The 24,807-nt window shown below is 64.7% G+C and carries 14 protein-coding genes; 5 read left to right on the top strand and 9 right to left on the bottom strand.

Annotation, left to right across the window (positions count from 1 at the left end; translation table 11 throughout):
• Positions 1-110: 110 nt before the first annotated feature.
• The 3 genes from ACLQ2O_RS15290 to ACLQ2O_RS15280 all read right to left on the bottom strand — a co-directional run bounded on the left by ACLQ2O_RS15290 (position 111) and on the right by ACLQ2O_RS15280 (position 7,972).
• Positions 111-3,020, bottom strand: a complete 2,910-nt coding sequence (locus tag ACLQ2O_RS15290) for an NERD domain-containing protein (RefSeq protein WP_425831643.1) — start codon at positions 3,018-3,020, stop codon at positions 111-113.
• Between the two features lie 16 nt (positions 3,021-3,036).
• Positions 3,037-6,678 carry a hypothetical protein gene (locus ACLQ2O_RS15285; RefSeq protein WP_425831642.1) on the bottom strand — a complete coding sequence of 1,214 codons (3,642 nt, stop codon included), beginning with the start codon at positions 6,676-6,678 and terminating at the stop codon, positions 3,037-3,039.
• Positions 6,679-6,772: 94 nt separating this feature from the next.
• Positions 6,773-7,972 carry a hypothetical protein gene (locus ACLQ2O_RS15280; RefSeq protein ID WP_425831640.1) on the bottom strand — a complete coding sequence of 400 codons (1,200 nt, stop codon included), beginning with the start codon at positions 7,970-7,972 and terminating at the stop codon, positions 6,773-6,775.
• A 1,194-nt stretch (positions 7,973-9,166) separates the two neighbouring features.
• Between ACLQ2O_RS15280 and ACLQ2O_RS15275 the strand changes: the two genes are divergently transcribed.
• Positions 9,167-9,436: a hypothetical protein gene (locus ACLQ2O_RS15275; RefSeq protein ID WP_425831638.1), complete on the top strand. Its 270-nt coding sequence runs from the start codon at positions 9,167-9,169 to the stop codon at positions 9,434-9,436.
• A 472-nt stretch (positions 9,437-9,908) separates the two neighbouring features.
• Here ACLQ2O_RS15275 and ACLQ2O_RS15270 read toward each other — a convergent pair whose 3' ends face one another.
• The 5 genes from ACLQ2O_RS15270 to ACLQ2O_RS15250 all read right to left on the bottom strand — a co-directional run bounded on the left by ACLQ2O_RS15270 (position 9,909) and on the right by ACLQ2O_RS15250 (position 21,129).
• Positions 9,909-12,902, bottom strand: a complete 2,994-nt coding sequence (locus tag ACLQ2O_RS15270) for a DUF499 domain-containing protein (protein ID WP_425831636.1) — start codon at positions 12,900-12,902, stop codon at positions 9,909-9,911.
• Positions 12,903-12,966: 64 nt separating this feature from the next.
• Positions 12,967-15,687, bottom strand: coding sequence for a hypothetical protein (locus ACLQ2O_RS15265; RefSeq protein WP_425831634.1), 2,721 nt, complete (start codon positions 15,685-15,687; stop codon positions 12,967-12,969).
• Positions 15,684-18,890 carry a helicase-related protein gene (locus ACLQ2O_RS15260; protein ID WP_425831632.1) on the bottom strand — a complete coding sequence of 1,069 codons (3,207 nt, stop codon included), beginning with the start codon at positions 18,888-18,890 and terminating at the stop codon, positions 15,684-15,686. The genes ACLQ2O_RS15265 and ACLQ2O_RS15260 overlap by 4 nt, the downstream gene beginning before the upstream one ends.
• 337 nt (positions 18,891-19,227) lie before the next feature.
• Positions 19,228-19,953 carry a 5-formyltetrahydrofolate cyclo-ligase gene (locus tag ACLQ2O_RS15255; RefSeq protein ID WP_425831630.1) on the bottom strand — a complete coding sequence of 242 codons (726 nt, stop codon included), beginning with the start codon at positions 19,951-19,953 and terminating at the stop codon, positions 19,228-19,230.
• Positions 19,954-19,965: 12 nt separating this feature from the next.
• The gene (locus tag ACLQ2O_RS15250) at positions 19,966-21,129 is read right to left on the bottom strand and encodes a helix-turn-helix transcriptional regulator (protein ID WP_425831628.1); all 1,164 of its coding nucleotides are present in this window, start codon (positions 21,127-21,129) and stop codon (positions 19,966-19,968) included.
• A 352-nt stretch (positions 21,130-21,481) separates the two neighbouring features.
• On the opposite strand from ACLQ2O_RS15250, the gene ACLQ2O_RS15245 reads away from it, so the two are divergent.
• The 3 genes from ACLQ2O_RS15245 to ACLQ2O_RS15235 all read left to right on the top strand — a co-directional run bounded on the left by ACLQ2O_RS15245 (position 21,482) and on the right by ACLQ2O_RS15235 (position 22,907).
• Entirely contained in the window at positions 21,482-21,667 is a 186-nt protein-coding gene (locus ACLQ2O_RS15245) for a hypothetical protein (protein WP_425831626.1), read from the top strand.
• Positions 21,664-21,864 carry a hypothetical protein gene (locus ACLQ2O_RS15240; RefSeq protein ID WP_425831624.1) on the top strand — a complete coding sequence of 67 codons (201 nt, stop codon included), beginning with the start codon at positions 21,664-21,666 and terminating at the stop codon, positions 21,862-21,864. Before ACLQ2O_RS15245 ends, ACLQ2O_RS15240 begins: the two co-directional genes overlap by 4 nt.
• Before the next feature lie 197 nt (positions 21,865-22,061).
• Positions 22,062-22,907 (top strand): class I SAM-dependent methyltransferase, encoded by an 846-nt coding sequence (locus ACLQ2O_RS15235; RefSeq protein ID WP_425831622.1) that lies wholly within the window; start codon positions 22,062-22,064, stop codon positions 22,905-22,907.
• An 8-nt stretch (positions 22,908-22,915) separates the two neighbouring features.
• Here the strand turns inward: ACLQ2O_RS15235 and ACLQ2O_RS15230 are convergent, their stop codons facing one another.
• Positions 22,916-23,449, bottom strand: coding sequence for a hypothetical protein (locus ACLQ2O_RS15230; protein WP_425831620.1), 534 nt, complete (start codon positions 23,447-23,449; stop codon positions 22,916-22,918).
• Positions 23,450-23,968: 519 nt separating this feature from the next.
• On the opposite strand from ACLQ2O_RS15230, the gene ACLQ2O_RS15225 reads away from it, so the two are divergent.
• On the top strand, positions 23,969-24,790 hold the full coding sequence (locus tag ACLQ2O_RS15225; RefSeq protein WP_425831619.1) for a sulfite exporter TauE/SafE family protein: 822 nt from the start codon (positions 23,969-23,971) through the stop codon (positions 24,788-24,790).
• Positions 24,791-24,807: the final 17 nt, after the last annotated feature.

Below are 24,807 nucleotides of genomic sequence, written 5' to 3'. Positions count from 1 at the left end.
TGTTGCTCGGCATCCCGACGGCCGTACCCGTCGCCGAAGGCGGATCCCTATGCGGGACAGCAGATCACCTCTCTGTGACCGGCATGTCGCTGACGAGTTGACCTGCGCGATCAGATGGCACCTACTGTGGCCGGTACTGATACGATGTGATCGGCTCCAATGCTGGGAAAGTCGTCCGACAAGCGAGCCCAACCCCGCACCGCGTCGACATGTGACGCTATGCCGCTCTGCCACATGTGGGGACTATCAGGCAACGTGCGAGCCTCAGCCAAGATCGCTGCGCGTGCGACTTCAACTGCTGCCGGGGCCGTGGCGAGCTCGATGAGTTGGCGAGTCACCCAGTCACGAAATATGTCGCAGTGGTCCGAACGGATGGCTAAGGCGAACAGCTTGGCGCGAAGGTGGCTGTCAACCCCAGCCACAGCCTCGGCATATGGCCCAACGATCCGTTCGTCCTCGAACATGCTGGAGACGACGCTATTGGCCAGCTCCCAGGTATACGGGTCCGACGGATCCGCTTTGACGAGGCTCTCTATGCTGGTTTGGATCGACGCTAGCGAGGTTGTCGGCGTGATCTCGTCGAGCGCCGCGAGAATCTCTACGAGCGTCGACGAGATCCCCCAATTTGCTGGAGAGACCTTCTCAAGAAACCCATTGAGAAGCTCAATGACTCTCGCTCGATCACGCCCTTCGAGATCGATTACGCTGAACTGAACCGCCATGAGGCAGACGAGCTTTAGGTGGTAGCCCAGCAATCGCCAGGCGTGCTCGAGTAAGTCGGGGAGGGCCGATAGGTCCTCGGGGTGACGCGACGATCGGGCGATGATGGCGGCCGCATAGACGCGACCCCAGCCGGGGGCTGGTTGTGCCAGCAGCTCTCTGACGAGCGGGTGCGACGGGGGCTTGGTCCAGTGGTTCATCTGGTACGTCTGAATTGCTGCTGTGATGACTGCACCGGCGGGGAGGTATTGGCGTGACATCGGTGCGCCGTAGGTTGATGCGACAACGAGTGAGATTGGCGCCTGCTGGCCGGCCGTCTTCTGCCTCACCATCTCGCGTTGACAGAGCGAGTCGGTATGGTCGAGGACCTCGCGGACCTCAGCGACGAGGCGGCCTGAGACGAGCAGTTGCCCCGCTGCTTGCAGCATAGCTGTGTCGGCAGGCGGACGCTCTGTGGTGCTGGTCCAGGGCGTGAACCAGTTAGCTGCCCCTGCATCTGGAACCGCCCCGTCCTCAGTCAATGCTCGGTCAAGCACGTCTTTGATGAGACCCGTGGTCAGGTCCCTCACGTCTGGCCCCATGCCGCCGCGGCCAGCTGTCGCGAACAGGTCAGCTTCCGCTAGCTCGCGGAGCGCGTCGACGCACCGGACGGCGTCGCTTTCGAGGCGTAGGGCATGTTCACGGAGATCGCGGCGGCTGTGCTCGCGAAGCGCGTGGCCGAGCGTCGTGCCGCTGCCGGTTGACTGAACGAGGTGCTCAGCAGCGAGCAGCCGCCCGATCAGCTCGTGGACAAATCGAACGCGGCCTTGCTGGCGAACGAGAAGGGGCGACGCGAGGACCGCGTCGATCCGGTCGCTTTCGCAGACGACCCGCTCGAGCAATAGCTGGGCCTCTCGCCAGGTGAGCGACACCCGGATCTGGGCGTCCATCGCGCCGGCCAGGTGGTGGAGACCGCGGCGGATCCCTGTTCGCCCGGAGACTCGGCGGATGTAGACGTCGAGAAGGTCGGTTTGTGATGCCGTCGACGTCAGCTCCTCGAAGCAGAGCGCCGCCAGCTTGAGCTCGTACGGCGTCTGGAAGGCCGGCCCGACGGTCGCCCCGGCAGGTAGACCGTGCGACTCGAGAAGGGTCTGGCGTGTCTCGGCGTTGAGCGGTTGGAGCGTGACGACGGTCGTCGTCTTGTCGTCGAGATGATCAGGCAGGCGTGAGGCGGTCAGCACAAGAGCTGCCGTCGGCGCTCGGAGCCGAAAGGCTGCAAGATTCTCGACGAGCTGTTGCTGCAGGGGTGGCGCACAGCCGCTGAAGTTGTCGAGAAAGATCACGATGGAGCGGCCGGCCTCCTGCGCGGCATCCAGTAGCGGCATCACGGCCTGGGTGGTATGTGGTGCGACTGCTCGTGCGAGCAGTCGGTGGAGGCCATCCTTGGTGTAGTCGTCGGCTCGTGCCCACACCACCAGATTGCCAGCGTTGCTCAGCTGAACAGCGGTGTGCTGGGCCAGGTGGGTCTTTCCCCAGCCAGAGGGTGCCAGGATGACTGTCGTGCTGCCCTCAGGAAGGTGGCTGGGTACCTCTTCGAGGTCCTGTTGCTCTCCATTAACGGCTGCGGCTGTGGGGATCCGTTCGTGCAGATTCTCGTTGCTCGTGGCGAACGAGGCTCTGTAGTCGTCGATGACGTTTTCGGCGCTCCGTCGACGTTTTGTGGCCGGCGCATCGTCGGACTCGGGGTAGGTGCCCAGGTGCTTCGAATAGGCATCCCAGTCGTCATCGTTCCAGGGTGGTCGCGGCCCCGGCTCTTGCAGCCGCGCCAGGAGATTGTCGTAGCCAACCACCGTGGTGTGCGTGTCGGGATCGATCTTCGAGCCGTGAGGTACCGCGGGATCGATGCACAACACGCAGTCGAGGCCGGTGAAGAAGCGATCCATCTGAGGAAGTGACCTCTGGTTTGCTGCTTCACGCATGCTGTCACTGATCGCGAATTTCGTATCCCGAGCCTGCGCGTAGTAGTTGCCGCCGAGGTCCTTTACCGATCCGTCAGATCTGACCTGCTGCCACTTGCCGTTCAGCGCACCCAGCAACGGTCTAGCTTGCGAGTGCGACTTGAGCTCGAGGTGGACGCAGCGCTGATCGGTGACGATCAGGAAGTCGACCTGGCGCTGCTGGCGCGCTGGGGTGATGAAGTTGGCGAATATCAACGCGTCTATCGAGCGCTCGGTGAGATCGCGGCGAAGCTTCTGCAGGAACTTGCGTTCGGCTTCGTGGGCGAAGTCCTCACCCAGCCGGACGTGAACACCTTTGCGCATTTGAGCCGCCTCCGGGTCATCGAACTGGACTTACGCGAGCGATCTCCTCGCGGAGACGTTCTGCGGTGATCTCCACCCATTGCCTCAGTACGACGGGGTCGGTATCAGTGACACGCTGCACGAACACCTCCAGTTCCGCCTGAAGCTCCGCAGCCTCTTCCTCGATCCATCGTCCGGCGACCAGCGAGCCGGCCATCATCGAAGTGACGTCGGCATCGTGCCCGAATCGCGTGATGAGGAATCGGGCAACTGGCCCGAACTGGGTACGGAGGTCGGTGACCGCGGCCAGCGCTCTCGCCTTCCCGACATCGTCACCAACCCAGCCTTCGGCCGTCTCGACGTCGGCGGCTTCACCGAGCCAGCGCCCGGCCGCCCGAACGTAGTGATGGGATTCTGCTGCCACTCCGTTCATGAGTCGCAACCAGGTACCGGCTTGAGTAGCAGCCACACAGGCCGGCAGGAGCTTGTGCTCGTCGGGGCCGAGGACACCGATCCGGAACCGACCGGCCTCGATCAGTTCGATCAAGAGGTCGGCGAGTACGCCAGGTTGCTTGGTCAACTGCCGCAGCGCGAGCCGGTTCCAGTCCCATTCTTCGTGGGAGAGCTTGGGGAACTGCCGGCACCGTGCCACCAACTCGGCGACAACTGGGTCAACGGTTTCGATCCAGGGCTGGCGCGCGTAGAGCATCTGGTGGACGCAATCGACGACGGCGTTGTAATCCTCCTGTGTGCTGAGCCGGGGGAGCCAGTCATCCAGGAGCTTCTTGAGGTCCGCATCACTGACCTTCCACGCAAGCATGGTTCGTGCCCCGTCAGCTGGTTCGAGACCGGCGCTGAGGTGGAGAACTCGAGCCGCTGCTTTCGGGCTGCGTGGGCCACGGACGGTCACATACAGCCGACGGCTGCCGTCTAACCCAGCGCCTGCCCGGGCGTCGAGGAAGCGATCGCAAGCTCCGGATTGACGCTGCTCGAGGGCGTAGAGGTAACCAAGCAATGGGGCCGCGTCCGTTTGCGCGAGCTCGACCAGTGCGGCTTCGACCGTCTCGTCTTCTCCAGTGGCTTCGCCGAGGATTCGGCCAATAGCAAACGAGCCTCGCGGCTGACGCCGCAGGATGCTGAGCAGCAGGGTGACACGGCCGGATTGGTCGAGGCATCCGACGGCCGCCTGGAGCTGCGGGTAGTAGTGCTCGCCGTCGATGTCGTGTGATGGGTTGACGTCGGCGAGGTACTCGACGGTCTCCTCCGGGGTGGGAGCCGGCAGGCTGATCTCGAGGGTTTCGAGATTCTTGACGATGCGGTGGTCCTGGCTGTCGCGGTGGAGCAAGCGCAGTTGCGAGATCGCCGCCCGTATCGGTCGCAGTTGGGGCGCAGTCAGCCTTGCTAGGACCGGGACGAGAGCGGCTGTGAGGACGTCCGTTTCCAGCAGCTCGCCGACTGCCTGCGCAAGGCAGGACACGGCTGAATTGGCAGTTGCCGGATCACCGTCGTTGGCAAGCGCGCCGAGAATGGCGATGGCTTCGGCTTTGTAGTCCCAGACTGCACCCCAGGTGGTGGGCATACCGCGGCTCTCGATCAGCATCGTGCCTTGGCTGTGCAGGGATCCGAAGGCCGTTTCGTCTGGCCGTACCGCTCGGCTCGCGGCGAGGACGGCAAGACGGCGATCCCTTGGGTCTGTAGAGACCTGCGTTGCACGCAGATATCTGAGGCGCGCCTCAGGCGGCGCCGCTGTGTTGGGCAGGATCGTGCCGAAAAGGCTCGTGAATGTGATGACGAACGGGTCTTGACCTTCAAGGTCTTCCAGACCGACAACGGCGGGGCTGGGGTTGTTGGGATCCTCGATAGGTGCCGTGCGGGCGATGCGGCGGATGAGGTCCGCCGCTCTCCTGAATGTACTGGTGCTCCACGCGAGGCGGTCGAGCGCGCCCCGCGCGGCCTCCCATTGCTCCAACAGGTCGAGCAACTCGTCCTCAGGGCTGGCGTTCACTTCCTCCTCGACGAGGCCGCAGACAGCGTCAGGGGCAATCGCGGCCAGGTTGGACAGCAAGGTCCCGTACTCATGACTGCCATTGGGTCGGAGCTGTACGAGCAGTTGCTCGGAGCGAAGAATGTGTCGGATCGCAGCGCCGGTCACATCAGAGGAACCGAGCTCAGTGACTCGTTGCACGAGGTCATCGAGGAGGTCGCCGCTGGCGGCCGCCGGGAACAGGTCATTCAGAATTTCGGTCGTCAGGGTATCCCAGGCGCGTCGGGCCAGATGTACAGCCAGTGGGTGAGGTGTGATCCTGCAGATACGGAAGTCCGGGCGATCGATCGAACTCACGCTTGAGACGAGCCCGAGTTCGTCAAGGTGGGCGAGGGCCCTCCTCAGCTCGATCTCGGTGACCGGGAGCGCGGATGCGAGCTCGCCAAGAACATTTGTGTCGCCACCGATCGAAACGGAGGGGACGAGCGCGACGACGTAGTAGGCCAGGCGATTGTTGTCCTTGGGGAGGTCAGCGGTGATGTAGGTCTCGATGATGTCTTGGTTGATCAGCTCACCGACCGTGGCCTTCGGGTTCTGGCTGAAGGCATCCGCGAAGACCTGCGCCAGCCGGGGGTTCCCGGCCGAGGATGCGGCAGCGAAGGCTCGGTGCTCTGCGGAGAGGTTCGGTCGTGCAGTCTTGATGACGCCGGCCACGGCATGTTCTTCTAGCGCTTCGATCACCAAAGGCTCAGAGCGTCCTCTATATCCGGTGGGATGTCCGATGGTGATGAGGCGGACAGGCGACTGCACTGTCAGCATCCCGGCGAGTTGTTCGTGCTGACGAGCCTCACATTCGTCGATCACCAGGATGGTCGGCCGCTGCTGGAACTGAAGCTGCTGAAGCAGTCCTTCCGGGGCCGACCTGTAGGCGGGCAGGTAGGCGACAAGTTTCGCGTAGGGTCGACTGCGGAGTGCCTCAAGCACTGCTCGGGTCTTGCCAATGCCGCTGACACCCTCCAGCCGCAGATCAGGAACGCGGCGACCGCTCACAAATTTGTCGAGTTCGGTTGCTATCTCTGCGCGTGAGGATGACATCTGCCAGGGGTTGCTGAGCCGGCCGGCACGACTCCACTGGTCAAGCGGCATCGCGCCATTACCGATCCCACCCAGCAGAGGCGATACCGCTACGGCTGGGTGTTCTTCTGCCCAGGAAGCCAACACATTGGCCGGGAGAACCTCGAACATTCCGGGAGCTACGTTGATCCCCTCGGTTGCCGCAGCCTCCTCCAACGCTTTGCGTCGCTTGGTCACCTTGGCGGGCGTCAAGTCGGCGCCCAGCACGAGGCGATAGGAACCGCCGGCACGGACGGTATCGAGGGCCGCTGACGGTTCTTCCAGATCAGGCCGGAGCAGCTCCTTCTTACACTTTGCCGGTTCCAGGTCTCCTGCTTTGAACTGCCAGGCGCTGTCGCCAGCTGGAATGTGGCGGGTCTTGATGGCTCCGCGGATGCCGGCGTCGATGCCCAGGTCGCCGATGTTCTCGCGATATGTCGTGTTCAATTGCCAGCCGTCCAACCCGGCTGCGGCGGCCTCGGCATCCAGCAACGCGTTGACGAAGGGCACGAAGCTGGTGCCGAGCGCCTCCACCTGGTGAGTCGCGACCGAGAACGGTCCACCGAAGTCGCGCTCAGCCACCGTTGTCCCTTCCGTTCAGCACCGTCTGCGCGGCCCTGTGAACGAACCGCATCCCAGCCTAACTCCGGTGGTTCCTTCGGATACCTCCTGGCGATTACGTCGTCAGGTGACGGACCACCTCTCCCCCAAGCAGCGGTTTGTCCTCCGGGCCCTTCACGTACGGACCGCGGTAGATCACCTTGTGCCGCTGCTCCGAGGGGTACCACTGTCGGACCTTGTGCATCCGCACCACCCACCGATGATTCCATCGATCCACGTCCGGACCATCTGCCGAGACCGCAGGGCGCGCTGTTGGACGCAGCTGCGCGACCCGGACTTCGGCCGGTACGCCGGCGCGCTCCGATGTCACCCGGGCAGCGTGACCCACCTCGGTCGGCGACACCTCGGCAATGTCTTGCTCACAGAGTCGCCAGAACGCGTACAGGAACCGCGCCGTGAAGAAGCCATCGTCGTCGGGGATCTCCGCACCCGGAACGTAGTCACCAACCATCCGGGTTTCATCCAGGCCCAGCTTTTCTGCCTCGGCCAGTTGCGCCTGACTGTGCTCCCGCGTCACCTCCCGGTACTGATCCATCGCCTCACGCTGCTCGTCCACGGTCTTCAACCCGAACCACAGACACTGCAGTCCGTCCAGCATGAGCGGTGGCAGCGGAGTCTTCTCCGCCCGCGCTCGAGCAGCAAGCTGGCGAAAAGAGTCCGGCTGAACGGGCCCGAACGTGTCGTAGAACGACGTGATCCGAACCGCCGGTTCCCGGACCCAACTTTGCTTGGCCATGTCCACCCGGGACCCCAGCAGCGTCCCGTTCCAGCCGAAGGCGCGGTCGTCCGACACCTCGCCGCCGATCGAGCGGACCAGCAACGGGTGTGGAAGTACCACGAGCCCCCGCGGAGTGGGCAGGTCTTCCTTGGCCATCAGGCTGAGGTCGTCGAAGCTCAAGCTGAGGGCTGCCGCAACCACCACGTCGCACATCTGCGGGCTGAGGATGTAGAGATCGGCTGATGCCAAATCCGAACCCTGGTCTGTTGTGACCATGGCGCCGAACTGCGCGAAATTCGCCGGCATCCACGATTCCGGGTCGTACCCGTAGCCCGCTACCATCAGCTGCAACGCAGCCGACTCCTGACCGGCACCCAAATGCGCCGTCTTGACCTGATGCAGATCCATCAGCCGGTGAGCCTGCATCTCATAGGCCAGCTCCGCCTCGCGCAAGAACCCCGCGGTTGCAATGCGGCTTTCCCGCGCCGCCCGGGCAGCGCCCGCAGCAGTCCATCCGAGCTTCTTCCGTTTCGCCACGGCTACCTGCTTCCATGGAGACGACCGGCCATCGGCGCGACGGTCACTGGGAGAGGTTTCGCCGGCTGCGACTGCTCCGCAGGTGATAAACCTTTCCAGGCGATGAGACGAAGCGTGGGCTTGACTCGCAGCATTACGACTCAACCTCCTCGGGAGCCCGACAGCATGACCGCAATCACTGTAGGTGATTCGTCCGACACTTCAAGCTGGTGAGTGGTACGCGGTCGGACCACACAGGTAGCGTTCGCGCGGCGTCGCGCGGACCTGACATGTTGAGGTCTCAACGACTCGTCAGGGCGACAAGGCGAGCCGTCAGGCGGTCGTCCACCCTGCACGGCCAGGCGCCCCTAAGGTTGGTCCATGTCCGCTCGGCCGCTCCAGAAGCTCGCTCGCGACGCAACGCTCGCACCGTCGACGGTGACCGAGATCAGCACTGGTCAACTTGGCTACCGCCGGCCGCGACGTCGGGGAACACGCCGATCATCCGACGTCTCGCGGAGTCAGCTGCATCCTCTCGTCCTGGCGGAGCTGAAACGCCGTACTAGCCACCTCGAGAATTACCAAGTCAGCGTGTTGTCGCCAGTCGAAGTCCTGATTCACTAGCAGCCGAAACACGCGGTCAGCGTCGAGCTCGATCGACCTTGCCCCGCAGCCACGGCACCACGATCACCCGCAGTTTCCAAACAGAGGCGGTTGCAGGATGACGTTCCCCCGCCCACCCCGCTGGGCGCTCGCAACCCTAGACACCCAGCTAGGTCCCGTCGCCACGCTTGTCCTTGAGGCCACAACAATCGATTCCTATACCGCGATTCGCACGCAGCTGACGATGACGGGCTGCATCGGCCAGATCGCGCCACACGATTGGCAGAGATGTCAATGGCCCAACTCCGGCCGGCTGCACCTCCATCACACAGACCGAAGTGTCACGTCGCTCACCAGCCCCAACTCTGCACTCCAGCTGCCCGGCGAACTCGATGCCAGCCGGAGATGGATCGACGCTGCGAGCATCGGGTACGGACTCTTCGCTGTGGTACCACCTGGCACTACGACACCTCCTTGGTCGGGCGAAGTCGACCCGATCGGGTTTCTGCTCGCCGACCTCGCTCACTCGCATCGACTCACCGCGGGCGTCGCCACGACGAGCAGCGAATGAGAAGTCGGCAAGCCCGGTGCGTTCTCAGGCATCATGGCCCCGTGCCGATTGAACATCCGATTCCCACTGGCGATGCCGACGCAGACGCCGAGATCGCCGCTATCGTCGCCAGGGGTGGGCCCGTGTGGATCCCCTCTGACGAAGCCAACGCCGAGATGGACCGCATTCTGGGCGAGGCTGAAGACGCCGAGGACGCCCGTGCGTTCCAGGAGTGGGACGACCTCAGTGCGTCAGGCCAGGCTGCCACAATCCCGCACGATCAGGCGCGTCAACAGCTCGGCTTGCCGCCACACCAGGCAGCGCCCGAGTAGACGATGATCACGGGTGATCGTTCACCGACGACATCACCAAGCCGCACACACCGTCGGCGGAATTCGGTTGGAAACGAGCTCGCCGCAACAAGATCATGGTGGACAGTTCATCTCGGTCCGCACCTGGCAGCTCTTCGAATGAACAGATTGGCTCGTGGTCATGAGCAGCACCCCTTCCCGGCCTGACGGACGGGCCGAGTCGCGGGAACTGTCGGATCTGCGCGGTAGCACCCGCGAGCTCCGCTTTCACCTTGACACACTCCCGGTCGACTACAACCTGGATGCTCCCCCGGACCAGTTCCTCGCGGGTCTCGCATTCATGCTCGGGAGGCAGCGCTTCGCGTGCGCCGACTCGCTGCTCGGTGCCGGCTTCGGCGGCTCGGTTGTCGGCGCACTCGCCCGGAGCTTGTTCTCCGAAGGCCTGCGCTGGCTGTGGATCGGCGAGGACGCGACTCACTGTCGATCCGGACTGTCAGATGTCCTTTACGGTGCCTGTGAGCCCCAACTCGCTTAACCGTTGCTGGAGTTCGCTCGCTACCGACGCATCCACGACCAGCTGGAGTGTCCCCAGGAGGTAGCTGATCTGCCGTTCATCGAGCGCCATGTAGAGGGTCTTGAACAAGGCGGCGAAGGTGTCGGCGTTGTCGGGACTGGCCAGGAGGTTGCTGGTGAAGGAAAAGGCGACCTGCTTCTCCTTCGCGGCTGGCGCCTTGTCGTCGGGGCCTCCGGCCGGACCATCTTGGGGCCCGGTGGCTGCGGGTCCTTGAGTGCCGCCGGTCGTCTCTGAACCGGTTCCGGCGCTCATGTCCCCGCCCGCGACTGCGGTGGGGCATGGGCCGGTGTGCGTGGGTTGGCCGCAGTCAGCGCAGGTCTGTGCCTGCGGCTTTGCAAGCCGCAGGCCGGCGCTGGTGAGGTTGACCTGGCCGGGTGCGGTCACGGCTACGTCGGTACCGTTCCCGTCAACGATGCTCACCAAGCCTTCGTTGACGGCGTCATAGATCGCCTGCTGCAGGTCCCGATCGCCGGCGTACAGCAGCGGGAGGCGTGGTGCGCTGTAGAAGGCAGCGCGGACGTCCGAAAGTGTCTTCCCATAGTCATGCTCCCGCAGGTTGTGCATGAGCGCCCTGGGCCCGAATTGGCCGATGTCGAATACCTTGTCGCGGGCAGCCAAGCCCTTCCAGACGATGGTTCCGTCGAGTGCGGTGAAGTTGTCGTCGTCGAACGTGATCTGGTCGAGGTAGCGGTCGCCGTCTGGGTCGGGCTGGGCGAGGTAGGCCACATGCTGGTAGGCCCGCTTGAGTGCCTTCTCGAGTTGCTCCTTCGCGGCCGCGAGCTCCTTGGTGCCGGTGGCTTTGAGCTCGTCGTCGTTCTGGACCTCGGGGGCGGCCAGCGCCTTCTGACGCGCGAGATACTCAACTGCCAGGCCGCGAGCGAGGCCGCGTCGCTGGGTGTTCACGACCGCGTAGACGGCACTGCTGGCCCACTGGACTGGCAATTGCTGCGTTCCTTTGCCCAGACCCATGGCGACGGTGAGGGCCGTCGTTGTGGCCTCTTCCATGCCGTTTCTGAGACTGTACTGGGCGGGGTCGAGCACGATGAGTCTGCTGGTGTGTGCGGTGTCGAGTCCGGCGGTAGCCAGGACGTTGGCGGCGCTGCGGCTGAAGTCGGCCTTGACGAACTTAAGCTCGCGGAAGGGTCCGCTGCTGGCTAGGCGCTGGGCGAACTCGGCGAGGACCTGGTCACGCTCGCTGTCGGTGATGGTGCGCCGGATGTTGTTGACCAGCATTCGGTGGGTGAGGCGGGTCGAGAGGAAGTAGCGGGCAGGCTTGTTGTTGCCCTGGCCGGGGATGATCTCGACCGCGCTCATGCCCTGGTCAGGGTTGACGAGCTCGTCGACGATGCTGTCGGCGTCGGTGAGGCTGTAATTGGTGTCCGGGACGCTGGTAGCTGCCTTGACTTCAGGTGCGCTGGCGCCCCGGCCGCGGCCGGGACGCAGTGTGCCGACGATGCTGGCGAGGAGGATGAAGGTGGCGGCCCGCTCGGCGGCCCGCGGGTTGCTGTCGCTCCATATGAGCGGCTGGCGTTCAAGATCTTGGCGACGGGCGGTGCCCGCCGAGCTGTCGTGGTTGACGACTTCGATCTCCGCGAGGCTGCGGTAGTTGGCGATGGTGCGCTCGTCTTCAACCAGCCCGCTACCCAGGAGGGCCTCACGCACTGCGCTGTCGGACAATGGCAGATCACCGGGGCCGATGAGCGCCGGGACCCATTGGCCGCCCTTGCCTCGCTGTTGTTGGGCGTAGACGGTCGCCGCGAAGATCCGGATGGTGGACCGGACTCGCTGGAAGCCAGTGACCTTGCTCCACTCCTCTTTCGCGACGCTCATGAGCATCGGGTGGAAGGGGTAGCAGGCCGCGACCTCGTCGTCCCAGCGACGCCGCCAGTCGGCGCCGGTTGCTTCCCAAACGTTCTTGGTCCACGCCTTGTCCTCGAGCACGGGCCGATACAGCGCGGCGGTTGCAGCGAGGACTTCTGCTGGGGGATCGGCGTCGAAGAGACGGCGCCGCAGGATGTCGGCGAAGTCGCCGACCTCGGTGACTGTGGCTGGCTTGCCGTTGCGGTCGAGCTGGCTGTTGAGGTCCTCTCGACGCTCCTGGGCACCTGTCGATAGCGCGGTCTTGTCGTGGTCTGATGCAATCATCACGACGACCATGGCAACGTGCGGAACATCATTGACGACGTCGAGGAGCGCACGAAGGAACGCCATGTCTTGGGCAGTAAGGTCAGGCTTGCTCGCGCCGTCGAGGCCGTTGCCGACGTAGTCCATGATCTCGTCGACGATGATCAGAACAGGCCGGTTGACGGCGCGGATGGCCTCACCGATCTTGTGCTTGTCGCTCCAGTAGGGCTGGTAGCGCTCGTAGAGCGAGTAGTCCTTGCTGAAGAGTCGCCAGAGAAATCGCTCGTAGAGGTTGGTGGCCGGACCGTCGAACTCCTGGACGCCGGCCCCTGGCGTCATGTTGTCGCACGGCATCACGACGACGTGTGGTCGTCCCAGATCGGCCGGGAGATCGTGCCCAATCTTCGCCTTTGCGCGCGCGGCGACTCCCTGGCCGAGCTCGGTATTGAACAAGGCTTCGGGGTTGGCGGCCAGGTGGTAGGCGCCGATGCAGGCGTGCGACTTTCCGCCGCCCATGCCTTGGTCGAGCCGAGTGACGGCGCGCGCCTTGAGGTAGTCGCTTCCGCTTCCGATGCGGACAGCGATCTCGGTGAGCAGGTCTGTGAGCCGCTCGGTCGGGTGGGTGATGTCACCGTAATAGGGCGCGTCGGCGTACGGCGGCTTGTCGCTGCCGGTTCCGTGGACAGCCCGGAACAGTGACATCTGCACATCGTCGATCTGGCCAGAAGCGCTGAGGATCTCCTGGCGGACCTTCAGGGCCTTCCACCACGGCGTGACTGTCGTCGTCATGGCAACCTCCTGCGGTTGTCTCTGGCTCTGATGGAGCATCGGCGGGCTGTGATCTGGCTGGCCATCAGAGCAACTTCAGCTGGTCGTCGTCGTTCTTCTGACGTTTGCGTTGCTGCTCGTCGGTTGCGGTGACCAGATCGGCCGCGGTCGCAATGCCGCTGCGTGTGCGTAGGACTCGGGTGAACGCGATGGAATCGGGGTCATTGTCGGGCAGTCGGTCAGCGAGGAACTGCACGGCGGCCCATAGGTAGGTATCGTCTGCTGATCGCTCTGAGGCCGCGAGGACCTCGCCCATCGCGTCGAGCCCGTCCTCGGAGGCGGCGGCGAGAGCGAGGGCCACATCGATCACGGCGGAGTCGCCGGTGATCTTGCCGGTGAACTGCTGCGATGCGGTGAAGCGGACTCCCTTGTCGGCGTCGGGCGCCAGGTCGCGGACGGCTGCCATGTCGAGGGATGAGGCGAGGGCCTGCCACCGGAGCTCCGACTTCGCCTGGGTCTGGCGGCCGTACAGGCGCACCCACCACAGACCGAACCGCGTGCGGGCGTCGAAGGTCTCAAGAGGCTGGTCGTTGATCTCGACAGACATGGCTTCCTGAACCGCGGCCCGGGCGAGCGGCAGGAAGGTGTGGATGTCGACCTGCTCGCCCTTGGCATCCAGGACCTCGCTGTAGCGGCCGACGACTTCCATCGCTGGACCGGCCGCGGCCATCAGCATGTCGGCCGGAGCGAGCCCCCAGCGTTCCCAGTCGGGGTAGCGCTGTTTGATCTCGGCCTTGATCTCGGCTTCCACAGCGCCCTTCCGACCAGACTGTCGACCGACTGGGGCAGGGCGGCAAGCCATGGTCAGAGTGGTCTCGATGTTGGCCTTGCCCTGCTGGCCGCCGGACTCGGTGTTCGCTGGCCACGAACCAGTCATGACCAGGCCGGCCTGGTCGATGGAGTGGAGCAGCCGCTGCCAGACCTCGGGTTCGCCGTGGCCGAAGACGATCGTGACGACGCCGTCGTCACGGACGACCTCGCGCATCTGGGTGAATGCCCGGGCGATGAGCGCGTCGTAGTGCTCGCGTGTGCGGTGCTCGTCCGGAGCCTCGCCCCGGACACGCTTGACGATGATCTCCTCGCTCTTGTCTTGGCAGCCGTACGGGTCGGCCGTCACGCCGAACTCGGGCCAGGTGTTGTGGAGGCAACGCTTGGCCCATGCGAAGAACAGGTCCGATGCGTCGGCATAGGCGATCATCTGGTCGTAGGGGGGATCAGTCACGACGGCGGTGAAGGTCTTCGCCGGGAAAGGTAGCGAAGTGGCTGAGCCGCGCTGGACTGAGGTCGCTGTGCCGCGCAGGTCGTGGAACAGGTTGCGGCAGGCGGCGAGAACGTTGTCGGAGATCGACATCCAGGTGCCCGGACCGTCACCGATCCCGGCCTCGAAGAAGTCGTGGGAGAAGGTGATCGAGCCTTCGTTCACGAAGAGATCTCCCACGCGGGCACCACCGCTGGTCTGGAAACGGGCTCCACGAGTGGAGCGCCGCAGCTTCTTGACCACCACGGCGGTCGCGTAACCGGTCAACGCGCGCACGTAATCACCAGAGAGACCGGCCGCCGTCAGCTCGTCACCGAGGCCTGCGATGACACGGGCGAGCCGGACGTAGGACAGAGATTGCCGGTCGACCATGAAGTCGCCGTACGTCTTCGCCCCGTAGATGCTGGGCCCGATGATGTTGTTGTTTCCGGGCGCTATGCCCTCGTCCGGTACGGCCGGCATGAGCGGGGTGAAGGGTGCTTCGGTCGCGAGCGCTTTGCTGGCCGCCTCCACCGCCTGGCGCTCGAGGTCCGTGGGCGGCCGGAACACCTTTTGGCTGCTGCGGTCGATATCGGCGGCGAGCACCAGGGCGTCGCGGCCGCGGCCCTCCTGCAGGAGACGGCGGTGGACCGCCAGAGGGTGAACGTGGGAGCAGAACACGCACAGCGCACTCTTGCCCGCCACCTTTCGCCCGTTGACGACTGCGTTGGTGAGTGTCGGCGACTGTGTAGCGGCGCCGTCCTTCACAACCGCTTGCCAGGTGCCGGTGGCGCGGTCGCCCTCGATATAGAAGGAGACCGGCCCCCGCGTGCCGCGTGCCGCGAGCAGCTCGTAGGAGCCGATCAGAGGGAACGTGTTGCCGCACTCCTGGCAAGGGATGGTCACAGCCCACAGGTAGCCCCACGGGAGTGCCTCACCGTGGCGTGGGTAGAAATCGCTCATGGCTGCGGCGTGCCGCGTCTGCACCTCGGCGAACAGCGTGGCGAGGTCGCTCAAGAGCCGGTCCTTGGGGAAGGCCAGCACGCCGGCGCTTCCCTCTCCGAAGGGCAGCGGTGGCTCGTTTGACCAGTCCTCGAACGGGGCCGACGTGAGCAGGTGACTAGCCAGCACCGCCATCGGGCTGTAGTCCAGGGCGGACGAGGGGACACCGAGACGAGCGGACTCGAGGGGAATCATGCCTCGGCCCGAGAAGGGGTCGAGGGTCGTGGCGCCCTGGGGGTTTGCGAGCTGGATCTCGGCCTGCAGTTGCCCCCAGGCGGCGTATCTGCCCGCCATCGCGCCTCGGACCAGTTCCTGGAGCCGCTTCTGCTCCCGGTCGTCGTCGGGCCACGGCAACAGCGAGCAGATTGTGGCGGCCTTCGCCTGCGCCGTAGGGCGCTTGGCGAACCACATGAACAGAGAGATCTCGCTGTTTCCGGAGCCCCAGCCCTTGCTGCTGTTCTCGGAGACCTCGGCGCTCGGAAACCATCGCTCGATCATGCGGGTCATACATTGCTCCCGGGTGCGTTCTTGAGGCTGCTGCCGGGGACGCGGAAGATCGCGTCGCCGGTCATGTCGGTGGCGAACAACATGGCGGGGTCCTCGTAAGCGCCGAAGAACCGGCCCTTGCCGTCGGCACACGCGTCGACGACGTAGAGCCAATAGTCCTTGCGGTGCTGGGTTGCGATGAGGACCTCGTTGCCGGTCATCCGGATGCCATCGCTAGCGGCGCTGCCGAGCACGCCTTTCACCTCGACGTGGCGGACCTGACTGTTACGTCGGGCATCGAGGTCGTAGCCGCGGCCCTCGGTATGGACGTCCTCCACAGTCCAGCCGTCGTCCTGCAACAACTGCTGGACGTGTTTCATCGAGACCATCTCGGCATCGATCTCGGCCTGGATGCTGGCGTCAGCGGCGGCGAGGACGCGGAGCCGGCCTACGAGCCTGGGCTCGGTGAGCTGGACGTCGACAAGCCGCTCAAGTTCCCCGAGCCGCTCAGTGGTCTGCGCCTGGAGGCGTTTGCGGAGGGTGAGCCGGGTGTCGCGGTCGTTGATGCCCTCGGTGAGGCTGAGCGGCAGGTTGGTGAGGTCTTTGCGAGCTTGAGCGAACCAGTCTGTGCGGACGTTGCGGTGCTGTTCGACTGTCTCCTGGGCGACCAGGTGAGCGGCATGGACGGCACTGTCCTGCCGAGCGGGATGGGGTCCAGTGCCGGGCTGGGCGGTCGAGACGAGGTTGGCGAGAGTCTCCCAGCGCACGGCGCGCGCGTTGCCGCTGTCGTCGACCTTGATCAGGGTGGCCCAGATGCTGGCACGTTTGCCATCGCTTTCGGTCATGGTCGCCTCGTACGCGTAGAGGTCGTAGGGCGTGAGGCTGGTCGGGTCCTCGGCCGCGCCGGACTGGTAGACGTCTTCAGCCAGGCTGCGGTCGGCGAGCTTGATGAGGTCGGTAAAACCAGGCTCGCCGGGGCCGAGTGTGATGGTGTCGCCGACGTCGATGTTCTCGGCCGCCTCACGCAGCGCGTCGCCGCTGGTGGCGATGTGGACTTCGTATCCGCCGCCCAGGCTGGCTGGAAGCGTGCCGCTGGTGAGTGCGAGCCGTCGGAAGCCGGCGCCTGCGGCGGTCGGCTCAGCGCGTAGAAGGTTGGCGGCTGCGAGCCGGTCAAGATAGGCCTCGACGATGGCTGGGTTGATGCGTGCGAACAGATCGCGCTGTAGCAGTGTGAGTGCGGCGACCGCGTCGACCTGGCTCGCGAGTCTGCGCTCGGTATCTCGCACTTGGCGAGCGACCCGGGTGAGCTCATGTGACTGGATTGCTTTCGCCGCATCGATTGCGTTCTGTTTCTTGACCTCGTCGTTGCCGTAGAGGTCCGACAGCCATTTGTCGTAGTCGACGCCGGTGATCTCGGCGACAGCCGACAGGCTGTCGAACATCTGTCCGCGCAGCTCGTTTGCGGCGGTGACGAAGTTGTCGAGTAGGCGGAGCAGCGTCGCGCCCTCGCGAGTGTCGGTTGCGACGAGGTTGTACAGAAAGACGTCGCGGTGCTGGCCGACACGGTGGATGCGGCCCATGCGCTGCTCGAGCCGGACCAGCGACCAGGGGATGTCGTAGTTGATCAGGACGTGCGCGGCCTGCAGGTCGATTCCTTCGTTGCCAGCGTCGGTGGTGACGATGACCTGAAACTCGCCACGCATGAAGGCCTTGCGAACGTCGTCGCGGTCGGCTTTGCTCTGGCGGCCGGAGTACAACCGGGCGGTGTAGCCCTGGGCTTGCAGACGCTGGGCGATCCACTCTGCCGAGTCAGCGTACTCGGTGAAGACGACGGCCTGCTCGGTGTTACCTGGGAGGATGCCGTGCTTGCCAAGGCAGTCTTCAGTGAGTCGCTTCCATTTCGACGGCTGCCCACTGGGGTCGTTGACTGTGGCGTCGATCTGGTCGACGAGCGCCTTGATGCCGGCGCGCTCCGCCCGACTCGCGGTCGACGCGGCATGCACGACCTTGGCCTCGTCAATCTCGCTCTCGTCGCCTTGGTCTTCACGATCGGCGATGAGTGCGGCCTCGGCCTCGCTCATCTGTCCCATGTGGGCATGCCGGCGACGCAGCGTCTCGGCGAGGGCGTGAAGGCTCGAGGCGGCACGTTTGCCGTAGACCATGCGGGCGAGGGGCTGCGCCGTGGGCGGGAAGTATTGATCGACCATGTCGAGGGCGGCCTGGTAGTAGCCGTACTCGACCTGAGACAGCGGGACGCTGTGGTTGTGGGCCGTCCGGCCTTTGAACAGTCGCGTCTGGCCGTCGTAGTCGACCAGGTCCTCCTTCATGCGCCGCAGGAAGTGAATCGGCCCCGGGCGCAGCGCGCTCAGCTCGATGTTCGGGTCAGTGCCGGGGTCGGGGTAGATGGCGGGGTCGACCAGATGCAGCAGGTGTCGGAACAGCCACTCCTTGCCGCGGTGCGGCGTAGCGGTCATCAGCAGCGCACGTGGCGTGTTTTTCGCCAGCAGACGACCCACCTGATGAAAGCCTGCCGCGGTCGGGGTGAGCCGGTGCGCCTCATCAAAGACCACTAGATCCCAGCCCGCCCGATCCGGACGGATGGCGTCCTGGACGGCGGGGTTGACGGCGGCCAGCTCGAGACTGACAACCCAGAGGTCGTTGCTGTTGAGTGCGTTCTCACGCACGGTGGCCGAGGTGAGCTGGCGTAGACCGCCGCCGAGAAGGCGCTGGAAGTCGTCCACCCACTTGGTAGCCAGGTTCGCCGGGCAGACGATGAGCGCCCGCTTGACCAAGCCGAGCCTCTGCATCTCCCGCAGGTAGAGCCCAGCCATGATGGTCTTACCGGTCCCCGGCTCGTCTGCCAGCAGGAACCGAAGCAGCGGCTGCGGCAGCATCGCGCCATACACGGCGGTGGTCTGGTGCGCATACGGCTTGAGCGGAGTCGAGGCCATCGCACTGGACTCCGCATTGGTCGCGGCAGCATCCATCCACCGCGTCCACATGCCGGCCAGGACCCTGGCCGAATCAGCCTTCCCATCGCTGACAAGAGCACGAACCGTGACCGTGTCCCCGGCGGCCAGGTTCACCTCGTGGCGTCTCTGCTCGTCGTCAACGAGGATCAGATCAAACGAACCCGGCCGCTCCCCAGGAATCACGAACCGAACGGTGGCGAAATCGGGCACGCCGACCGCGGACACACGGACCCGCTGCCCCTTCTCAAACATCGGTCGTCCCCCTTCCATGACGCGGGTGTCAATGTACCCCTGAGCCGTGATCCGCGATGGCCTGCGAGCCCGACACCTCCCCTAGTGACGAGCCTGAAAAGTCGCCGGCCACCCCAGCCACGTGGCTGATGATGCCACTACAGCGCGTAGTCAGTACACCTTACTAAGACCACGCGGTCGCTTGACCCAACAGTCTTGGTCGAGATGGGCTGCGAGGCCCACTGGTACGACCGATGGCGATCTGGACGACAAGATCGGGTAACCGAAGAGGGAGCACTCACTGAGAGATGTCACTTGGGATAGCCCCCGAGCCAGTCGGTTCGGGGGCTGTTTCGTGTCAGGAGCCGGACTCGCGCGATTTTGCCATGGCCGTCAGGATCGGAATGGCTGCAATCTTCCTGGCGTCCAGGTCCTCCCAGATCAAGCCACTCGGCCGGCGTGAGCTGGGGCACTCGATCACTTCGTCCGGGGTGACGATCAGATCGACGCGAAAGTCATGGCCAGATGTTGGTAGGTCGTCGTCTACGACTTGGAGCTGGTGAACCGGGGCAACGATGACGGTCTCATCTGTGACCAATCCGGCCTCAGTCAGGAGTGCGACCTCGAGATCGGAGTACCCGGCACCCTTGCCGATTCGGGCACCGTCCCGGTTGACGGCGACGCTCCCACAGATCACTAGATCGACGGGGCTCATCTCGCTGATCGCGATGAGCGTCCGATTGCCGTCTGAAGCCTCCTCGATCGCTTGGTCGGGAGAAAGGTCCGTAGCCTCTGGATCCAATACGTAGAAGGGCTGCGGTGTGGCCATCTTGGGGACTGCCACGTACAGCAGTTTGCCGTCCTCCAAAGCCCGGACCCGAACGGGCCGCTGGGCACGATCGGGGTTGGCCTTGATTGTCCATGCGCTCTGCCACTCGGGCCTTGCCGACAGGAGATCGGCAGTCCGATCGGCGCCATGGAAGTTGGGGATCTTGCCGTGAACCCCGGCTGGTGCTGCGTGCTCGGATTCGAGGAGGTTCCAGATCCGCTCGCGAAGTTTCTGCTTGTCATGATCAGCGGTCATGCCGCAGTTTGTCTAGATGGATGCCATGAGCGCAAGAAGGCGATCGTGGATGTCCTGGACCCAGGGTTCCTGGCGCCAGGGCTTCAGCTCGCGTCCAGCGGTGAAGACGAGGTTCAGCGCGCCGCCGCCGCGCGTTAGCTCGACAGCGTCAATGGTCTGATGCAGTGTGCCCGCTGCCTCATCCAGCTTCCGTTGCCTGATCAGGGAGAGAGTCAGATTGGCGAGTGCGATGGCCTGGCTTTTCTTTTTGGAACCCAAGGCACACGCGGTCTGGTACAGGATTGGCTCGGCTCGGCCGGGCAGGTTGAGGAACAGGTAGCAGGATCCCGCCAGCCGGTTGAACTCATTGATGGAGTAGTGGGCAGCAGCCACATCGTCTGCGCCAACCAGATCGAACTGACGCTCGGCCCCCGTCAGGGCGATCTCACAGCTCCGGAGATCTCCCAGCATGGCGTGGCTCTCAGCGACGTGCAGAAGGGCTAGACCGGTGAGGGAAGGGCTGTAGTCGCTCGCCACCTCCGACGACTCGGTGGCGAGCGCGAGCCCGCGCCGCGGATCGGACTCGCCATACAGGGCGACGTACGCCTTTCTGAGGATGGCATAGGACTCAGCGGCGGGATCACGTACCTGTTGTGCAGCGTGCACAGCCTGATCGAAATACGCGATCGGGCCTGTGGGCTCGCGACGCTGGCTCGCGTCCCAGACGAGCTGGCCCATCAAGAGTGAGGACTCAGCCTCCACCTCGTACAGGGCGCGCCGGACCTTGGCACTGTTGGCGTTCTCGCGGAGATAGGCCACCTGTCCATGGGCCTGGCCCGCCGCGCCTATCAGCCCAGTGGACGGCGATCTGTCGTAAGACTCGTCCAACGAGAGGATTCGGTTCCTTAGTTGGGCGACGCCGACGAGGTCGGTCGATGCAGGATGACCGAGTGCGTAAGCCATCCGGTCTTCGACGCCAGCCGATTTGTCGACCTCGTTGAGGAGGTCTCGGACATGATCCAGGCTGGTGCCCAGCGCCGCCGCAAGTTTTGGTCGCAGATACGGTTGCGGGTCGGTGTCAGCCGCCTCCCAGCGGCCGACTGTTGAGCGATCGACGCCGAGAAGTTCAGCAAGGCGTTCCTGACTTAGGCCAGCAGCCTTCCGCTGCTGTGCCAGTCGTACGCGCTTGGATGCCATCGCCCCACGCCCAGCCGCCTGGGCTTTACCGCCTTGTCGTCGTCGCGTCAACGGTGCAGCACAGATGCGGCTTTTCTGCGCTGGCAACTACGCAGGGTAGACGGTTTGCTTGTTTCAGTGAAGCCACTGGCCATTGTGTCCCTGCAATCGTCACCAACTGGCCGCCCGCTAGAGGCTTTCCCGCTCAACCCACACCTGGGGATGTGACTAACAGTGGCCGAACTGAGCGAGGCGCAGATCAGCGAGTACGTCAGGCGATGCCCCGACCAGAACCGGTGGGCTTTCGAAGGGTGGCTCCGGGGTGAGCGCCACCTCGACGGGGATCTGATCGAACGGGGAGATGAGGACCGAGATGGAGACGGCGCAGGCCGAGGGGGCCGCTGAAGGGCGACGGGTGCAGGTTTGGTTCGGGGAGCATCTCATCTCGGACTGGATCGGCGACGATCCGCGATACGCGGCCCGTTTGGCGGCGGCGCAGCGCAGGCGGTTCGCGAAGCTAAGGGTGACCAACGAGCCGACCGCCCGCGCGGATCGGTGACCGATGACAAGCGGTGGCTCGTCGTCGTGATCCGCGATGGCCAGGTCATCAACGCTCGCGTTGCGCCGACCGCTCTGGCCGAAGCCTATGCCGACGTGTTCCGGAAGCGATATCCGCTCGATCAGATTCGCGCCAGGGAAGCGACAGAGAACGAGATCGCCTATCCACCCGGCGAACCGTACGACCCGCGCGACTGAGTACCAACCCATGGTCTGGCGGGACCGGCATCCAACCTCTGGCGCGGATTGATCGTCGCGCGTTGCTTGGTCCCGTCACCGAAAGCTGGAGTCCTCGGCACTCAACCCCGAGGTCGAGGACTCCTCCATGCCAGCGGGTGGGCTACGCCGAGCAAGCGGCGCCCACCCGCTGTTCCAACTGACTGAGAAGGAGTGTCGTGGACACCCAGACTGCATCTGTGCCCGAACAGCCCGCGGTGAGTGCCGAGATCCACCAGCACTACTCGACCCGGTGGGATGAGTCGGCTCGGCTGAGTTCGACCCTCAAGGGCCAACTCGAGAGCGCGCGCCTATACGACTTCCTCACCCGCTGGCTCCCTCCCGAGCCGTGCCGCATCGCCGACATCGGCGGCGGTCCCGGCGTACACGCGCGGTGGCTTCAACAGCAGGGTCACAACGTGGACCTGCTTGACCCGGTGGTCGATCACATCAAGAAGGCGAGAGACAGCGGGATCAGCGCGGAGCTGGGCGACGCCCGGAACCTGCCATGGCCGAACGAGACGTTCGATGCAGCGTTGATGGCCGGCCCGCTCTACCACCTGCCGGATGCGGCAGACAGGCGGTTGGCGCTGCGCGAGGCGGCACGTGTGGTCCGGCCGGGAGGCATCGTGGTGGCGATCGCGATCAACCGCGCGGCAAACCTGATCGGCTCAACCCTGGCCAACACTCTCGTACGACGCCTGCACGTGGTGGAGAAGATCGTTGACACCGGCTACAGCGAAGACAACGAGCGGATGGCCCACTGCTACTACCACAAGGAAAGTCAACTCCGCAGCGAGATCGCTGATGCCGGTCTGCGACCCGTCAAGATCTACGGTCTCACGGGCCCGGGCGGCTGGCTGACTGTCATGATCGATGCACACTTCAAGGACCAGCCGTACACCGGCAACCTGGCAGATCATGATCCGCTCAGTACTGCCCTGGAGTGTTGTCGCCTCGCTGATCGGATGCCTGAGCTGGTTGCCTCTAGCTCCCTGTTCCTCGCCATCGGCCGCAAGGACTGATGCCCCTGCTAGCCCGTCCGGCCGCCGAACAGTTCTTCGTGCTCGATCTCTGCTCGCAAGACCTTGGAGAGCACGGCCTCGGCGGTCGGCAACGGGTGCTGAGGAAACTTCGCACCATCCCAGCGCAGCCGATGACCATCGAGCAGGCGCGACGGCGGAATTACGACCGGTGTGCCCGGGGAGAGATACTCAACACCGGTCGCCAACGGACCGAGAGTGTCGCCTGGCGGCAGAGTGCAGGTGATCCAGTCGCCGTCAGCCAGCTGCATCATCGGAGGCCAAACCCCCGGTCGCTCCTGCTCATACAGACGCTTGCCGTAGGCGCCAGCCAACTTCGGCAACCTCCAGATCGCGACCGCCGCACTAGACGTGATCGCGAGGTTCGGGGGCTCCGCGACTCGCCAGACAGCACCAACAGAGTTGGCATCCGTCAGCCAGTCTGCCATTTCCGCGTTGCCGTCCGGAGTCGCGGGCTTAACGGGGATGCCCCGCTCGACACAGGCGAGCGCGGTTTCCAGCAAGCGGTTCTTACGTCGAATCATCCGAGCACCAACCTCCATTCAATCCACATCATGGCCCAGGAGCCCCCAGGCCGCATCCCCAGCCCAATGGCCACAACCCAAACCCAGCGAGGAGATTGACGTGTCAGATGTGCAACGGCTGAACGGACAACTCCATCAGGTACCTGCCGAGGCCAAGCAGGCCGCGGGAGGTCTGGCCGGGTTCAAGCAACGGTTCGGCCGGCACAGCGTCCAGGTGCAAGCGCTGATCGCGGGAACGGCTACCGGCGTCGACCCGGGCATCAAGGCCACGCCAACTGCGTCAGCGTTGCTGATTGCCATCCGGCCGAGCGCGGCTGCCGAGACCGCGACCGCGAGATCATTCGGTGACGGGCGGAGCAAGCTTCGGAACATCGTCTGGACTGAGGTCGGGTCGTATGGCTGGGGGACAGCGTTATCTGATTCGTGCAGAATGCTCCAAGCCCGCTGGCACGCCCGCCAGGTGGGCCCGCGCTGGATACTTGCTTTGTCCAGCAGCAACGGCGGCGTTTCGGAGGTTCGGTGGCCGGGTCGGCGATCATTCCGCCAACGTCAGCGCCGGTTGTGCGCTCTCTTCCGGTTGCGTTGGTCGCCGGAGCTCTGATCGGCGTTCTGGGCGGGATGATCGGCCTGGGCGGAGCCGAGTTCAGGCTCCCGCTGCTGATCGGGCTGTTCGGTTTCATCGCCTTGCAGGCGGTGATCGTGAACAAGGCGATGAGCCTGATCGTGGTGCTCACCGCGCTGCCTGCCCGGTTGCTCGCGGTGCCGCTTGATGACGTCACTTCGCAGTGGGGCGTGGTGGCGAACCTGCTCGCGGGCAGTCTGGTCGGCGCCTGGATCGGGGCGACCTGGGCCACCAAGATGCGATCGGCGACCCTTTACAAGGTCCTCGCCGTGCTCCTGGTCGTCATCGCGGCCGCGCTCGCCGGATCCCATCTGGGGCCGGTCGGCACTCTTGAGCTGCCGGCCTTGGTCAGGCTCGTCGCGGGCCTGCTCGCGGGCGTCGCGATCGGAGTGGTGGCCGCGCTCATGGGAGTGGCCGGCGGCGAGCTGCTGATCCCCACCATCGTGCTGCTCTACGGCATCGACATCAAACTCGCCGGCAGCCTGTCGCTGGCCGTTTCCCTGCCGACCATGCTGGTCGCGTTCGCCCGCTACTCCCAAGACGCCAGCTTCGAGATCCTGCGCAGCAACAAGACTTTCGTACTGACGATGACGGTCGGCTCGATCGTCGGCACCCTGCTCGGCGGCATGCTGCTCAATGTGGTCCCCGCAGTGGTGATCGTGCCGCTGCTGGTCGTGCTCCTTCTGGCCTCAGCGATGAAGGTCTGGCGGCACCAATAGCCCTGGAGCTGGCGCTG

Source organism: Kribbella sp. DT2 (assembly GCF_049844575.1).
Taxonomy (GTDB): Bacteria; Actinomycetota; Actinomycetes; order Propionibacteriales; family Kribbellaceae; genus Kribbella.
Note: the sequence above shows the minus strand (reverse complement) of the source record. Positions and strands in the feature narration are given on the sequence as shown.